The 14,558-nt window shown below is 65.9% G+C and carries 13 protein-coding genes; 4 read left to right on the plus strand and 9 right to left on the minus strand.

The window, feature by feature from the left end; genetic code table 11:
- Nucleotides 1–30: 30 nt before the first annotated feature.
- A complete protein-coding gene (locus J5474_RS21100; protein WP_209363810.1) occupies nucleotides 31–573 on the plus strand; it encodes a GNAT family N-acetyltransferase in 543 nt (180 codons plus the stop codon).
- 156 nt (nucleotides 574–729) lie between these two features.
- Here the strand turns inward: J5474_RS21100 and J5474_RS21105 are convergent, their stop codons facing one another.
- From J5474_RS21105 to J5474_RS21130, 6 genes are all read right to left on the minus strand, one after another.
- Nucleotides 730–2,892 (minus strand): hypothetical protein, encoded by a 2,163-nt coding sequence (locus tag J5474_RS21105; RefSeq protein ID WP_209363812.1) that lies wholly within the window; start codon nucleotides 2,890–2,892, stop codon nucleotides 730–732.
- Entirely contained in the window at nucleotides 2,889–3,296 is a 408-nt protein-coding gene (locus J5474_RS21110) for an ExbD/TolR family protein (RefSeq protein ID WP_209363814.1), read from the minus strand. The genes J5474_RS21105 and J5474_RS21110 overlap by 4 nt, the downstream gene beginning before the upstream one ends.
- A gap of 1 nt (nucleotide 3,297) precedes the next feature.
- Nucleotides 3,298–3,747, minus strand: coding sequence for an ExbD/TolR family protein (locus J5474_RS21115; protein ID WP_209363816.1), 450 nt, complete (start codon nucleotides 3,745–3,747; stop codon nucleotides 3,298–3,300).
- 27 nt (nucleotides 3,748–3,774) lie between these two features.
- Complete coding sequence (locus J5474_RS21120; protein WP_209363819.1) at nucleotides 3,775–4,416, minus strand: MotA/TolQ/ExbB proton channel family protein; 642 nt, start codon at nucleotides 4,414–4,416, stop codon at nucleotides 3,775–3,777.
- A 62-nt stretch (nucleotides 4,417–4,478) separates the two neighbouring features.
- A complete protein-coding gene (locus tag J5474_RS21125; RefSeq protein ID WP_245216630.1) occupies nucleotides 4,479–4,934 on the minus strand; it encodes a hypothetical protein in 456 nt (151 codons plus the stop codon).
- A gap of 190 nt (nucleotides 4,935–5,124) precedes the next feature.
- The gene (locus tag J5474_RS21130; RefSeq protein ID WP_209363821.1) at nucleotides 5,125–5,655 is read right to left on the minus strand and encodes a hypothetical protein; all 531 of its coding nucleotides are present in this window, start codon (nucleotides 5,653–5,655) and stop codon (nucleotides 5,125–5,127) included.
- Between the two features lie 121 nt (nucleotides 5,656–5,776).
- On the opposite strand from J5474_RS21130, the gene J5474_RS21135 reads away from it, so the two are divergent.
- The 3 genes from J5474_RS21135 to J5474_RS21145 all read left to right on the plus strand — a co-directional run bounded on the left by J5474_RS21135 (nucleotide 5,777) and on the right by J5474_RS21145 (nucleotide 10,490).
- Nucleotides 5,777–6,244, plus strand: coding sequence for a DUF1036 domain-containing protein (locus tag J5474_RS21135; RefSeq protein WP_245216631.1), 468 nt, complete (start codon nucleotides 5,777–5,779; stop codon nucleotides 6,242–6,244).
- Nucleotides 6,245–6,356: 112 nt separating this feature from the next.
- Entirely contained in the window at nucleotides 6,357–7,871 is a 1,515-nt protein-coding gene (locus J5474_RS21140) for a hypothetical protein (protein WP_209363823.1), read from the plus strand.
- 93 nt (nucleotides 7,872–7,964) lie between these two features.
- A complete protein-coding gene (locus J5474_RS21145; protein WP_209363825.1) occupies nucleotides 7,965–10,490 on the plus strand; it encodes a peptidoglycan DD-metalloendopeptidase family protein in 2,526 nt (841 codons plus the stop codon).
- A 52-nt stretch (nucleotides 10,491–10,542) separates the two neighbouring features.
- On the opposite strand, the gene J5474_RS21150 is transcribed toward J5474_RS21145, so the two are convergent.
- The 3 genes from J5474_RS21150 to tssH all read right to left on the minus strand — a co-directional run bounded on the left by J5474_RS21150 (nucleotide 10,543) and on the right by tssH (nucleotide 14,510).
- Complete coding sequence (locus J5474_RS21150; RefSeq protein WP_209363828.1) at nucleotides 10,543–10,926, minus strand: hypothetical protein; 384 nt, start codon at nucleotides 10,924–10,926, stop codon at nucleotides 10,543–10,545.
- On the minus strand, nucleotides 10,923–11,687 hold the full coding sequence (locus tag J5474_RS21155) for a hypothetical protein (protein ID WP_209363830.1): 765 nt from the start codon (nucleotides 11,685–11,687) through the stop codon (nucleotides 10,923–10,925). Before J5474_RS21155 ends, J5474_RS21150 begins: the two co-directional genes overlap by 4 nt.
- Before the next feature lie 99 nt (nucleotides 11,688–11,786).
- Nucleotides 11,787–14,510, minus strand: a complete 2,724-nt coding sequence (gene tssH / locus J5474_RS21160; RefSeq protein WP_209363832.1) for a type VI secretion system ATPase TssH — start codon at nucleotides 14,508–14,510, stop codon at nucleotides 11,787–11,789.
- Between the last annotated feature and the right edge of the window lie 48 nt (nucleotides 14,511–14,558).

Below are 14,558 nucleotides of genomic sequence, written 5' to 3' on the forward strand. Positions count from 1 at the left end.
TCTTTACCATTTCGCGGCGCAATGCCCGCCATGCACGACGCCCTTCCGGAACAGCTCGGAACCAGCCGCCTCTCGCTCCGCCGCCCGCGGCCGGAGGACGCGCAGGCGATGTTCGACGGTTGGACAGCGGACCCTGAGACGACGCGTTTCCTCGCATGGCGCCCGCATCGGACGGTGGCTGAAACACGGGTCTTCCTCCGCGGAGTCGAGGCCGAATGGCAACGCGGGTCTGGCGCGGCGCTGCTGATCTTCGCCCACACGGACGCGGCCCGGCCTCTCGGCATGATCCACCCCCGACGGCGCGGCCATGTGGTGCGCACGGGTTACGTCCTGCGCCGCAGCGCCTGGGGAAACGGCATCGCGGCAGAGGCGTTGCGCGCGCTCACCGACGCCGTGCTTGCTCACCCCGCCATCTTCCGGGCCGAGGCTTTCTGTGACGCGGAAAACCCCGCGTCCGCCCGGGTGATGGAAAAGGCCGGCATGACATGCGAAGCACGCCTCCGCCGCTGGTTCATCCACCCCAATCTTTCGCCGGACCCGCGCGACTGCCTGTTTTTCGCCCGAACGCGCTAGGGGCGGAGGGGACCGGATGCCGCGCCCCGGCTTGCTTCTCCTTGGTCAAGAATACTTTCGGGGGTGGGGGGCAGAGCCCCCCTGCGGACGCAGTCCGCAAATATCGTTTCCCCGGATGCACCCCGCGCCGGGCGACTGCGCGCAGCGCCGGCGCACCTACCGCACGTCAAAGGCCACAAGCGCCAGAGCCGCCTGCCGGCCCAGCTCGATCGGCAGATCGGCAAAGAAGGTTTCCGCCCGCTGGCCCGACCGCGCCTTCAGCACGTCCAGCGGCTCGGTCGTGGCGATGGCCAGCAGGAGCTGCTTGGTATCGCGCAGGGGGCCGACGCGGGTTACCGGCACGTCAAAGCGTACGAAGCCATCCGATTCCGTGGTGAACCGCGCGAGGTCCTGCACCACGCCGTTGTTGTCCACGAGGAACAGCCCGAGGTTACGGTCGCCGACACCCCGCATCACACCAGAGGCACGGTTGCCCGAAGGCACCTCGGCATTGTCCAGCCGCATGCCGATCCGCGTTGCGGGGTAGTCGCGGTTCTTCGCGATATAGGACAGCGCCGGGCACTGGCGCTCGTCCAGCAGGGTGCGGGTCTGGAGGATGTCCTTGTCCTCGGGCCGCACCAGAACCTTGTCGGCGAAATCGACCATGGCGCCGTCCTCGGCGGCCAGAAGGGCAAGGCCGATACCGTCGGCGCCGTCGCGGCGGGGCAGGGCAATGACGCAGTTGTCCTCGGTTCGCGCCCGGATACGCTGGATCAGATCGCCGATGGCAAGGTCACGCTCCGATGGGGCCGCACGCGGGCGGCGGACCACGCGCGGCGGCAGGGCGCGACGGCGCGGTTCGGTACCGGTGATTTCCGTCCCGGTGATCTCGCTTGCGGTGGCATCCGCCGGGACCTGCTGAGCCGGGACCTCGGTCGGCTCCACAACATCCGGTTCGACCACCTCCGGCGCCACCGTATCCGGCAAGACCTCGGTCGGCGCGATGACCTCCGGAACGGGGGTCTCCTGGACCGGAACATCAGGGGCCGGGACATCAGGAACTGGATCCTCCGGCGTGATGACCTGCGGTTCCAGCGGCAGAACCGTCGGCTCGATCGTGTCGGGCACGCCGCTGGCGGGGAGTTGCGGCTGCAATGGGGCCAGCGCGGCGAGGTCTTCGGGCACCAGCGCGTCCGGCTCGACGCCTGCCGTTTCCTCTGCCGGGGGTGACACCGGCGGGGCCTCTTCGGCAATGATCGGGTTCAGGCTGTCGGCCTCCGCGGGCGGCGGCGCCCCGCCAAGGACAAGGCCGGCGCCGTCCTCCACGATCAAAGGATCATCCGAAGGTGTCGGCACTCCCACCAGCGGTTCGCCCGGATCGAGTGCTGCGAAGTCCTCGACCGGGGCGGGCAGTGTTTCTTCGAGGGGGGCGAGTTCGGTGACTTCCGGGTCGATGAGATCGGGCGTCACGGCAGACGGCTCCAGAGCCTCCACGCTGTCAAGCGGAGCGGGTTCCGCCGGGGCGGACTCCGGCGTCAGGTCTTCGGGCGCTTCGACGGTCTGAACCGCCTCCGGCACCAACGGCTCCACCGCGGTTTCGGGCTGGATTTCCTCCACGATGAGTTCAGCCGGCGAGGGTTCGGCGGGAGTTTCGGGTGGAATTTCGGGCGCGATCTCCTCCGTCTGAAGATCGGAGACAAGCTCTTCGGGCTCCGTCTGCGGTGCGATATCTTCCGGCTCTGCGTCCGCCGTCAGCGCCTCCGCCTCCGGCTGAGGAGCGATCTCCTCCGGGGACAGGTCTTCCGGGGCCAGGTCTTCGGGTTCGACCTGGGCCAGGTCCGGGGCAGGGGGCTCGTCTGCCGCAATGTCCTCTCCGGTCAGTTCCTCCGCGACGAGTTCATCGGCGGCCACTTCATCAGGGGTGATTTCGTCGGGAGCGAAGTCCTCCGGCGCGGTGGCGTCCAGCGGCTCGGCGGCGAGGTCTTCGCCCTCACTGGCCAAAAGCTCTTCGCCGGTCTCGGCAGTGATATCCTCCGGCAGGATGTCGTCGGGGATCTCCGGGCTCAGGTCGCCCTCCGGATCGGCGGCGGTCAGATCCTCCGACGTGTCGCTGCCCGCCGCGTCGCCCAGCTGTTCCACGATCCCCGCCAGCGTGTCGGATTCGAGTTGCTCCAACGTGATCTGGAACTCCGGTCTTGCCAGCGGCAGAGGTCGTTCAAGGAACCACTGCGAGACCGACAGGCCCAGTGCCGCGATCGCGCCCACGTGCAGCGCCACGGAAACGAGGCCGGACAGGATCCAGCCCCCCGGTGTGCCACGACCATAGGGCAGGAAGCTCATGACCCCGAACCCCCGCCGCTGCGGTGCACGGTCACAAGACGGATCATCAGGTGGGCGAACTCCGGCCGCGCCAGCACGTCGATCAGAAGTTGCGCGCTTTCGTTGCGGTCGATGAGGAGGTGCAGAACCTGCATGTCGATGACGGCGTTGGACAATTGCACCTCGTCCACCGGCTCCCCGTCCAGCATCATCGCACCGCCGGATTCCAGTTCGAGGATCGGCTTCGGCAGGTTCTCTACCGGCAGGACTGTGGTTTCCGATATCTCGACAGCGAAGGTCGGCGCGTTCGCCATGCGTCCGGTGATAAGAAAGAAGAAGATCAGCAGCAGAACAATGTTGACGATCGCGAGGGAAATATCCGGCTGCTGGCTCTTGTGGATGCTGGGGAGGTGGCGGAGCTTCATGTCACTGCGCCCCCTGCGCCACGCGGACGGACCCGACATTCGCCCCCGAAAGGCGCGCCAATACGGTAGTCACGTCCTGCACGCGGGCAGTGTCGCGGATCAGGATGACTACGTTGCCGGGCGCGGCCTCCGTTCCCAGCGCATCGGCGAGCGCGTCAAGATCGTCAAAGGTGAAGTCCTGTCCGCCGACGACGATCGTCTCGGCGTCCAGTGTCCAGATCGCGGTATCTGGCGGGGTTGAGGGGGCCTGAGGCGCGGGCGAGGGGCCTAGCCCCGCCTGATCCTCCTGCGGGGCCTCTGCCGGGGTCTGCAACGTCAGCAGCGAATAGGGCGTCAGCGAAGAGGTCAGCATGAAGAAGATGAGCAGCTGGAACATGGCGTCCGCCAGCGGCGTCATCGCGAAACGATAACTCCGGGGGCGGGTGGGCAGCTTCAGCTTGGACTGGGACATGACGCTCTCTGGCGGGCGAGGGCCGGATCAGGATTTCCTGGTGGGATCGAGGCGACCGTGGATCGCGGCGGAGATCACCGTCTCGATCATGTTGCGTTCGCGCTCGATGCGGGACTCGAAGTAATTGGCGACAAAGAAAGCAACCAGCGCGATGGCCAGACCGGCGGCGGTGGTGGTCAGCGCGGTATAAATACCGGCGGCCAGCACGGTGGGATCGACCGCCCCCTCTGACAGCGCCAGAGCGGAAAAGGCGTCGATCATGCCGATCACGGTCCCCAGAAGGCCCAGCATGGGCGCGGCCTGAACGACCATTTCCAGTGTTCGCATCCGGTCGGTCATGGTGGCCAGCTCGATGATGGCGGTCTGGCGGCCCAGCTCCTCCGCATAGGTGGCGTCGCCCGGTTTCGCCTGCACGCCGGAAAACACCGCCTGCAGGATGCGTGCCAGCACCGATTTGCGCTGCTGCGCCTGCTGAAAGGCGAGGTCGGCCTTGCCCGACAGCCAGTTGTCGAGAATCTCCTCCGCCCGGCGGCGCCGCCCGACACCGAGAGCCATGAACTGGACCCATTTGTAGATGGCGACGGTGATGGCCAGCAACGACAGAAGGGCCAGCGCGCCGAACACGACGAGAGATGCGAGATTGTAGCTCTCGGGCAGGAAGGAAGCCATCGGTCACTCCATGGAGGTGTGACAGGCGGCGGGGGCCTGTCACCGGTCGGTGCATTGTTTTTTCAGATACCGAAGCGGATGTCGGTGCGCGAGGTGGCGTCGAGCGCGGACATGCAGATATCCGTCTCCTTGCCCGTTTCCGCATCGATGCAGGCGGAATTGTCGTTGATGACGATGCGCGAGATACCGGAACAGGGGGTGCCGGGAAGCTCGAACTGCAGGATGCGGGTCTTGCCGTCGATCAGTTTGCCGAATTTGAGCACCAGCAGGCGTGACACGATGCCCTCGGCGTCGAAGACGGCGACCTGATATTCGGTCTGGTCGAGCGCGTGACCCGAGTGGTTTTCCGCCACATAGGTCAGGCGACAATTGCCGCCCTCGGTTTCGCTCGCGTTGTTCAGCTCGATCCCGAACCTGCCGGGCGCCTCCGCTTCCTGCGCCCCGGCCAGTCCCGGAAATGTCAGACCCGGCAGTGTCAGAAGGGCGGCAAGGCACAGGGGTGCAAAATGCTTCGTCATGTCTGTTCCTCCCATGAAATCAATATTGCGCGGGACGCGGGCGGCCCGGCTGTCTATCGCGGTCATTGAGCGGGGAAGGGCAGGTTCATGTCAAGGCGGGAATGCCCGCGCGCCCGGATCATCCCGCCTGTGTTGCAGGCAGAAAAAAGGCCCGCGAGGCGAGCCGTTCTTCGGGTCCCGGATGGGGATTTCAGCGGAAGACGCCGTGCAGGTAGCCCGGGTTGATACGACCGGTTGCGTGCTGCGCGGCGGGGCGTGTGCGAACCACCTCGCGCACGACATTTACCCTGCGTGACGCGGGCTCTGCCGCGACGGCGAGCGGTGCGCGCCGGTTCATCGACACGGCGGGCTGCGCTTCACGTCTTTGCGCGCTTGCCTGGGCAACGGCTTCGTAGGCACCGGGCCGGGCCACCGGGCGCAGCGCGCGCACCGGCGCAAGACCGGCAAAGTCCGAGGATTGGGTGGAGATCATCGGCTCGGCGAAAAAGCTGCCTTCAGGTTCCGGCGCGGGAAGCGGGTCCCAATGTGCGGGCACGATGACGGCATCGCTCATCACCTTTGCCGGGGCAACCGTTTCCGCCGCGGCGACGGCATGCGCCCGGATCACCTGATCCGGCAAGCGGGGCCCTGCTGCCAGCGCGGAGTGGCTGGCAAAAAGCGCGGCACCCGCAGCGGCGGAAAGACCCATCAGGCCGAAGGTGTAAAGGACAAGCTTCATCATGGTTAGTATCATACCGTCAAATTCTGGCTTTTTCGTGTTTAAAATGTGGCAGCACCTTGAATGGTTCCCTACGTTGCTCAGAGTACACAGCGAACCGAGGCGCGGGATGCCCCCTGTATCAATGGAATTTGGTCGCATTTTCGTAAAATTCCACGGGTTGTCAAACGCTCGGCGTTTTTCCGCCGCAGGCCGCGCCCTCGGGTTAGGCCTGTATCTCATCCCTTGCTTCGTCGCCCCGGCACAGGCGCAATTCGCCGTCTGCAATCAGACGCTGAACGTCATGAACGTCGCCGTGGGGCGTTACGACTACGAGAATTTCACAACCTCCGGCTGGTGGACCGTGGGTCCCAACCGCTGCGCCAACGTCATCGACGAGGTTCTGAACGCCCGTTACGTCTATGTCTTTGCTCAGGATGTCTTTGGCAAGGAGATCATGAACGGCGCCACTCCAATGTGCATCGACACAAAACGATTCGACATCGTGGGCGAGGAGGATTGCCTAGTGCGCGGCTATCTGGAGGCGCGTTTCAAGGAGGTCGATACCTTCAAGAGCGAGCGCTGGACCCTGTTCGTCTACCCGCCGGGCTGACACACGGATGCAATTTGCGCGATCACGTTTACGCAGGGGGACTCGTTTTATGAACACGAAAAGGTGTAGACTGGCGAGGCCATTGAGAAACAGACCTTTCAGGTGATGACCCATGCGCGGACTTGCCCTTTTGACGACCCTTCTGACGACGCTGTCCCTACCCGCCGCGCTGGCGGCGCAGCAGGGTCGTGACTCCGGCTCTCAGTCTGGGTCGGACTGGCAGGCCATCGTCGTGGGCCAGCCGGGGCCGGGCGCGCACGGCAGCTTTGCCGATGCCTTCTTTGCCTCCCGCGCCTTTGAACGCGGCGGGGTGGTTGTGCTGGACATGATCCGCGACCTGCCTCGCGCGCGCCTGACCGATACGCTGACCCGGCTGGAGGGCGTGCCGAATCTCTTGCTCTACTATTCCGGGCGGATGAACTCCGGCAGCATCTCCATGCAGGATGGCTCCATGCCACTGGCAACAGTTCTGGACGCGGCGGCGCAGGCGGGCACCCGGGGCGTCCTGCTGATGGTCGAGAACTGCACCGACCCGCAGGCCGGACCCGGTCAGGTGATCGTACCCGACGCGCCCAACGGTCTGACCATGACCGTTGTGACCTCCGTCACGCAGGGCGAGTCCTGCACCTGGGGCGCGCGCCTGTCGGACGAATTGCGCAACCTCGCCGAAGAACCAGCCCTGACCGGCGATCTGATGGCCATGCTGCACGGCGTTGCCGTAACCGGGGCGGCGGTTCAAGTAACGCTGACCGGCCCCATAGAGAATCCCGAACCTGTTGAGGAAATCGTCGAATTCCTGCCCGACGACGTGGTGCAGATCGCGGTTCTGGACGGCGATTTTTCCCTTACCGGCGATCCCGAACCGATCGAGGACGACGTGATCGAGATCCTGCTGCCCGCGCAGTTGCCCTCTGTGCCCGAAGAGATCGCAAAGGCGGAGCCGGTCGTCACCTTCGCCGCCCTGCCACAAACGCAGATCGCCGCCGCGCCCATCGCTGCGGGCCTCCCCAAACCGTCGATCCTCGTCGGCCTGATCGAGGGCGTCACCGATGCCGCGCTCAGCACGGAGACCGACAGCGAAAGCAGGGCGCTCGCATCCTTTGTGGATGACAACGACGATATCGCCGCCTCTCTCGTTACCCTGCGCAAGTTGCGCGAGGATAACCCGGAAATGTACGCCGCGATGCTGACGGCTGGCAGTTTCGACCCGCCCGATGGCCGCATTCTCGCCAAGGTCATCCAGACGGAACTGCAGCGCATGAACTGCTACCTCGGCCGCATCGACGGCGATTACGGGCGCGGGTCGCAGCGTGGCTCCAGCCTTTATTACGAGGAACTGAAGAAGCGTGACACAGCCGCGCTAGACAGTCCGGAGGCTTCCATCGACCTCTTCCGGTTGATCCTCGGGAACGACGCGGTCGATTGCCCGAAGCCGGTGGTTTCTTCGGCACCCCGCGCCAAATCGACCTCGACTTCGGGCCGCGCGTCCAGTTCATCCTCCTCGCGCAGCTCCGGTTCCTCGACCACCAGCACGCGATCCACGCCGACGACATCCGCACCCACGCGCAGCAGCGGTGGCAGCAGCGGCGGTTTCGGCGGCAGCAACTTCGGCGGCGTGTTCCGCTGAGGCGGGCAAAGCCCGTCACCGGGGCGCGCGTCCCGCCTTTGCACCGCGCGCCCTGCATTTGAACCCAAGACGATTTCCGGGCCATCTCCCGCCATGCCGATCGACGTCGACCCAGCCTTCAAGAAGACCGGCGACAGCGCACGGGCGCGGGAGATGTGGCGCACCACCGGCGAGCACGCCCGCCAGAGGCAGCGCAAGCGCAAGCAGCGGCGGATGATTCTGGCCGGGGGCGGGAGCCTTGCCCTGCTCGCCATGGCCGCTACTGCGTGGCTGATCCTCGCGCCCGGGGACAGCCACGACCATTTCGAACCGGATCTGGCCGAGGACACGGGCGACGACGATTTCACGCTGGTCCAGAGCGACGGCGCGGAGGCCGATTTCGCCGCCACCAGCTTTACCCCCGTGCTGCCCGCCGATTTGCAGGTGGACCCTATGATCCTGCGTATCGCCGCCGAAGGATCGGAGCATCTGACCTATATCGCCGGGCCGTCCGACTTCCTCCCCGAACGCATCGGCCCGCCCGGAGCGCAACGGCTGGTTTACCTCGAAGAGGCGCTGGTCAAGGCGGAGGCGCGGCTGAATCTCGTTCTGCCGTCCTCTGCCGATGATTTCGCCCTGTTTCAGGCACAGCGCGCGGCAGGCAACACCCCGCCCCCCGCCCCGGACCCGGTGGCGCCGCCGCAGGCCCCGGTAGAGGCGGGCGAGGTCGTGGCGGTCGACGAGGCCAGCAGCTGGGGCGACCTGATCGCCACCGACGAGGACGCGCTTCAGGCCGAGGGCGCGCAGGAAGGTGCCGCCGTCTACGTCGAGACCCGGATCGAGAACACCACCTCAACCGTGCTGGCCCTGCGCGAAAGCGAGCGTATCGCGCTTTATGATGACACGGTCACCGTGCTGCAGACGGACCGGCCGCTGCTGTCCATTCTGACGTCCGCAAAGTTCCCGAAGCCCGAGGCTGAGGCCATCACCCGCGCCGCGCAATCCCGGCTGTCGGTGCCGGAGACCCTGCCCGGCGGTAGCATCGTCGCTATCCGTTTTCGCCCGCGCGACACAGGCCCGGAGCTGATCCAGATGTCCGTCTACGGGCCGGGGGGCTACGTCGGCACGCTGGTTCGTCTGGGCGCCGGGCGCTACGACAGCGGCGCCGATCCGTGGTTCTCGGAAAACCTCATGGACCGCTCCGGCGATCTGGCAGCAAAGGCGGAACAGGCGAAAGAAGTCCGCCTGATCGACGCAGTCTATTCCACCGCCATTGCCAACGGGCTGAGCCAGACTCTGGTGGGCCAGCTGATCCTGATCCTGTCAAAGGATTTCGACCTCGACCGTTTCGCATCGGACAAGGACCGCTTTACCGTGCTCTACGCCAACCAGCCGGGGCCCGCCGGTGACGGGCTGGGGCGTGTGCTGTTTGTCGGCATCGACGGCCCGTCGGGCACGCTGAAATGCTACGTCACCGAAAGCGACAACGACGCGGGCTTTGCCTGCTTTGACACCAAGGCGCTGGCCCGCGGCGGAGGCGGTATCGGCGGCGGCGGGCTGGTGGTGCCGGTGAAAGGAGTAAAGACCTCGGGCTTCGGCCCCCGCCACCACCCGATCCTGAAGCAGGTGCGTAACCACGACGGCGTCGACTGGGCCGCGCCCACCGGCACCCCGATCATGACCGCAATGGACGGGCGGGTGAAATACGCGGGCCCCGGTGGCGGCTACGGCAATGTCATCTACGTCGACCACGGCGCGGGTCAGGAAACGCGCTATGCCCACATGTCGAAATACGGCGCTTTCAAGCAGGGCGACCGGGTGAATGCGGGTGACGTCATCGGCTACGTCGGCACAACCGGGCGGTCGACCGGCCCGCACCTGCATTTCGAACTGCGCCTCAATGGCAGGCCTGTCGACCCGCTAACCTTCCGCGCCTCCGTGCAGGTGGCGGGCCAGACAGAAGGGCAGGCGGTGGTCTCCACCGGCGGGCAACCGGGGTCGGAGGCGGTGGAGGCGCTGGTCAACAAGATCATCAAGGTCGAGAGCGCCGGCAACGCAAGGGCGAAGAACCCGCTGTCCACCGCCACCGGCCTCGGCCAGTTCATCGAAAGCACATGGCTGCGGATGATGCGCGACTACCGCCCCGACCTTGCGCGCAGCATGGGCCGGGCCGAGTTGCTGAACCTGCGGTTCGACCCCGCGCTGAGCCGCGAAATGGTGCGCAACCTCGCCCGCGAGGGAGAGGCTTACCTGCGGTCGCGCGGGCACACGATCACCGCCGGGAACCTGTACCTGTGCCACTTCCTCGGCGCGGCAGGCGCGGCCAAGGCGCTGAGCGCGCCCCGCGAGGCGCAGGTGCTCGACGTCATGGGCGCGGGCGTGGTGGGCGCGAATCCCTTTCTGCGCGGCAAGAGCATCGGCGATCTGGTCGCTTGGTCCGACCGCAAGATGCGGGTGAGGGGCTCCGCCCCATCGGTCAGCAGCGCGGCGCCGGTGCCGGCCGTTGTACCAAAGGCGGTGAAGGTCTTTCAGGAGACCGTGGACAAGATCCTCGAGGAGGCGGCGAAACCCGCAGTTGCCGCCGCGCCCGAAGACCCCGCCGACAACGCGAACGATAGCGGAGACGAAAACGCGGACTGACGCACGCCACGTTGCCATGGACCCCGGTATGCCCGCGCGGCAGTCGGGGTGATCAGGGTGTGCAGGCCTCTGTCGGATCGACGGAAAATGCCTTGAGCGAGAACAGCGGCGGGAACCCGGCCATGTCGTAGCCTCGCGCTGCGACGTCGTTGCGCACCAGCGTATAGCCAAGCGCGGGGAGTCCGAGGAACACCGCCAGCATCACGACGAAAAGTTTGCCGTGATACCGGTCGGGGAGCGCGATCAATGCGGGCAGCGCCACCAGCGCCGCGGCCCCGAGAAACCAGAAGGCAGAGGAATCCCCGGTAAGCGGCGCGACACAGGTGGCCGCCCCCCGCGACAGGGCGCGCAGGTCCGACAGCCCCCAGAAGACGACAGCCAGACCCGCGATACCGAACGCGGCCAGCCCGAGCAGAACGCCGAGACGGAGCTTCATCGGTACCTCGTTGCGTTGTTGATGGCCTGATTCTTGAGGTATTCCTCCCACTGCGCGATCTGCCTCCCGAGGTATCGGAACGGTGCCATGAGCCCATCGCCCACCTGTTCGATCCCGCGCACCAACAGTTCAGTCAGCCCGTAAGCGCGGTCCACCCGGTCGAGAACGATACCAACCGTCACCCCCACCACAAAGGCGGCGATCAGCGGCCCCGCGACGACCGTTGTGGCCGATCCGACGATCGCCCCCGCCAGCCACCCCGCCGCAGCCGCGACGCCAAACTTGATCACATCGGCCCCGACCGTGCCCAGCAACCGCGCAAGCGATCTGTCCTCGTCCGCGAGGACGTATTCGACGACATGCAGCGCGCAGTAGGCGATGATGGCGATCCCTGTCGCCTTGGCGGCGCCGGCGGCCATGGTCTTGGGGCTGACGATCAGCTGGGTGATCTTCGGGTTGGTCGCCAGATAGCGGGTGCCCTGCAGGGTCGGGCGCAGACCGGGATTGCCCTTGAGGATGAAATAGGCCTTGCCGTTCACCTGCTTGATGTACCCGCGCCCCGCAAGCCCGAGTTCGCGCGTGACCTTTTCGATGGTCTTGGCGTCGTTCATTGCCGAAACGGCGCCGGTCAGGTCGATGCCGGTCGCCTCCGCCAGCGCCGAATTGATTTCGAGGATCACCAGCATCGTCTGCTGGACCGTCACTTCCCGGGAATCCGTCTTGATGACATAGCTGCCGGTCTGAAGTTCCTTCTCGCCCATGGCTCCGATGCTCCGATGCAGGATGGTTCAGGGATGTCCCTCGGGCCGGATGACCCGGGAGGGGAGTGCCCCTGCCGGAGCGAACCGGCAGAGGCAAAATCATGCGAACTCGTACTCGAATTTGCCGTCGTTCACCTTCACCGTGACCTCCTTCATGCCCTCGCCCGAAACCATGCGGTTCAGCACCTGACGCGACAGGTCCGGAAGAATGGAATTGGTGATGATGTTGTCGATCATGCGGCCGCCCGAATCCGGGTCGCGGCATTGTTCGACGATGTGGTCGATCACCGCGTCGCCATAGGTCAGCGTAGCCCCATGCGCGCCTTTCAGGCGCTTTGCGACCGATCCGATCTTCAGCTTCGTGATGCCCGCCAGAACCTGCGGCCCGAGCGGGAAATAGGGGATCGAAACGATCCGGCCCAGCAGAGCGGGCGGGAAGACTTCAAGCTGGAAGGGTTTCAGCGCGCTTTCCAGTTCGTCGACATCCGGCGTGGTGTTGCCGCCCTCGGCCATCTCCATGATGACATCGGTGCCGACGTTCGACGTCAGCAGGATCAGCGTGTTCTTGAAGTCGATCCGCCGCCCGTTACCGTCCTCCATGATGCCCTTGTCGAAGACCTGGAAGAACAGCTCGTGCACGTCGGGATGCGCCTTTTCGACCTCGTCCAGCAGCACGACGGAATAGGGTTTGCGCCGAACGGCTTCGGTCAGCCGCCCGCCCTCGCCGTGGCCGACATACCCCGGAGGCGCGCCCTTCAGCAGGGACACGGTATGCGCTTCCTGATACTCGCTCATGTTGATGGTGATGATGTTGTCCTCACCGCCGTAGATCGCTTCGGCCAACGCCAGAGCGGTCTCCGTCTTGCCGACGCCGGAGGGGCCGCAGAGCATGAAGACCCCGATGGGCTTGTTCGGGTTCGACAGACCGGCCCGGTTGGTCTCGATCCGCTTGGCGATGGCCTTCAGCCCGTGGTCCTGGCCGATGACCCGCTCTTGCAGGTGCTCCGCCAGATGCAGCACGGCCTCCAGCTCATCCTGCACCATGCGGCCCGCCGGAATGCCGGTCCAGTCGGAGATGACGGAGGCCACCGCCTGACTGTCCACATGCGCGTAGACCATGCGGTCGTCGGCCTCGCCCTCGTCGAGCTGGCCCATGACCTCGCGCATCTGGCGGCGCGCTTCCTCCGGGTCGATCTGGACGCGTTCGGCCTCTGCATCGCTGGCCTCGTCCTCCGCCTCGGGGCGGTTGTCCATGACCTCGTCGGGGTCGCGCCCCTCGGCCACAGCGATCTCCTTCCGAAGCAGCAGGATCTTGTCCACCAGCGCCTTTTCGGCGGTGTACTTCTCCTCGTACTCCGCCAGGTCCGCGGTCAGCGTCTCCTTCTCGGCTTCGGCTTCCGCAATGCGCTCCTCGTTTGTCTCGCCGAGATCACGCTCTGATACCTTGCCCGCGATTTCCACCTCCAGCGCGGCGATCTTTTCGCGCAGGTCCTGAATGCGGGCGGGCACGGCAGCCTGGCTGACCGCGACACGCGCGCAGGCGGTATCGAGCAGCGACACCGCCTTGTCCGGCAATTGCCGCGCCGGGATGTAGCGGTGCGACAGCGAGACCGCCGACACGATCGCCTCGTCGGAGATGCGGACGCCGTGGTGCGCCTCCATCGGCGCGAGGATACCGCGCAGCATGTAGCAGCATTTCTCGACGCTCGGCTCCTCCACGTTCACGGGCTGGAAACGGCGGGTCAGCGCGGGGTCCTTCTCGAAGTACTTGGCATATTCCGACCAGGTGGTCGCGGCGATGGTGCGCAAGGTGCCGCGTGCCAGCGCCGGTTTCAGCAGGTTCGCGGCGTCGCCGGTGCCTGCCTGACCGCCCGCGCCGATCAGCGTGTGCGCCTCGTCGATGAACAGGATGATCGGCGTGGGCGAGGACTGCACCTCGTCGATCACGGACTTCAACCGCTGCTCGAATTCGCCCTTCATGGAGGCGCCCGCCTGCATCGCCTGAATGTCCAGCATATGGAGCCGCGTGCCGCGCAGGTTCGGCGGCACGTCGCCCGCTGCCAGCCGCTGGGCAAAGCCCTCGACGACCGCCGTCTTGCCCACCCCGGCCTCGCCCGTGAGGATCGGGTTGTTCTGACGGCGGCGCAGCAGCACGTCGACGATCTGGCGGATCTCGTCGTCGCGGCCGACGATCTTGTCCATCTTGCCGGACTTCGCCTCGGCGGTCATGTCGACGGAGAACCGTCCCAGCGCGGTCGACGCCCCGGCGCGGCCCTCGTCCTCCTCGCCCGGTTCCCCTGCGGAAGGGCTGGACAGGCCCGACCCGTCCATCGGGCGCATGGACTCCTCTTCGGAGTCCTTCCACAACCGGCGGCTCTCCTTGGCGAGAATGTCCGCGGAGATGTCACCGAAGACCGACGAGAAACGCATGATGTGACGCCGCAGGTGATCGTCCTGCAGGATGCCCGCCAGCACGTGGCCGGTTCGGATCTGGCTTTCTCCGAACAGCAGCGTCGCATAGGTCCAGGCGTGCTTCAGCGCGTCGATGAACTGCTCCGAAATGCCGGGCGCCTCCGTCACGTTCTTGTCGAGCCGCCCCAACGCGGTTTGCAGGTCCTTCAGCACCTGCCCCCGGTTCAGCCCCAGCGCGTTCAGCGTCACCGAGATGTCGGAATTCTTGTTCGACACCACGGGCCAGAGCCAGTGCACAAGGTCGATCTGCCGGTTACGGTCACCCCGCGCCTGCCGCATCCCCTGGATAAAGGCGTTGTACCCCGCCTGGTTCATCTTGAGAGCGTAGCTCTCGATCTCAATCCCTGACATTCCAATCGTCCCTTCTGAAAAATCGTCCCCCGGGCTTATCCTGCCCGT

This window comes from Sagittula salina (genome assembly GCF_017813235.1).
In the GTDB taxonomy this organism is placed as follows: Bacteria; Pseudomonadota; Alphaproteobacteria; order Rhodobacterales; family Rhodobacteraceae; genus Sagittula; species Sagittula salina.

Coding starts and splice junctions, on each gene's coding strand:
- J5474_RS21125 (WP_245216630.1), bottom strand. CDS start 4,934: ATGACGAAGCATTTTGCACCCCTGTGCCTTGCCGCCCTTCTGACACTG.
- J5474_RS21105 (WP_209363812.1), bottom strand. CDS start 2,892: ATGAGCTTCCTGCCCTATGGTCGTGGCACACCGGGGGGCTGGATCCTG.
- J5474_RS21100 (WP_209363810.1), top strand. CDS start 31: ATGCACGACGCCCTTCCGGAACAGCTCGGAACCAGCCGCCTCTCGCTC.
- J5474_RS21115 (WP_209363816.1), bottom strand. CDS start 3,747: ATGTCCCAGTCCAAGCTGAAGCTGCCCACCCGCCCCCGGAGTTATCGT.
- J5474_RS21130 (WP_209363821.1), bottom strand. CDS start 5,655: ATGATGAAGCTTGTCCTTTACACCTTCGGCCTGATGGGTCTTTCCGCC.
- J5474_RS21150 (WP_209363828.1), bottom strand. CDS start 10,926: ATGAAGCTCCGTCTCGGCGTTCTGCTCGGGCTGGCCGCGTTCGGTATC.
- J5474_RS21140 (WP_209363823.1), top strand. CDS start 6,357: ATGCGCGGACTTGCCCTTTTGACGACCCTTCTGACGACGCTGTCCCTA.
- J5474_RS21155 (WP_209363830.1), bottom strand. CDS start 11,687: ATGGGCGAGAAGGAACTTCAGACCGGCAGCTATGTCATCAAGACGGAT.
- J5474_RS21145 (WP_209363825.1), top strand. CDS start 7,965: ATGCCGATCGACGTCGACCCAGCCTTCAAGAAGACCGGCGACAGCGCA.
- J5474_RS21110 (WP_209363814.1), bottom strand. CDS start 3,296: ATGAAGCTCCGCCACCTCCCCAGCATCCACAAGAGCCAGCAGCCGGAT.
- J5474_RS21135 (WP_245216631.1), top strand. CDS start 5,777: ATGGAATTTGGTCGCATTTTCGTAAAATTCCACGGGTTGTCAAACGCT.
- tssH (WP_209363832.1), bottom strand. CDS start 14,510: ATGTCAGGGATTGAGATCGAGAGCTACGCTCTCAAGATGAACCAGGCG.
- J5474_RS21120 (WP_209363819.1), bottom strand. CDS start 4,416: ATGGCTTCCTTCCTGCCCGAGAGCTACAATCTCGCATCTCTCGTCGTG.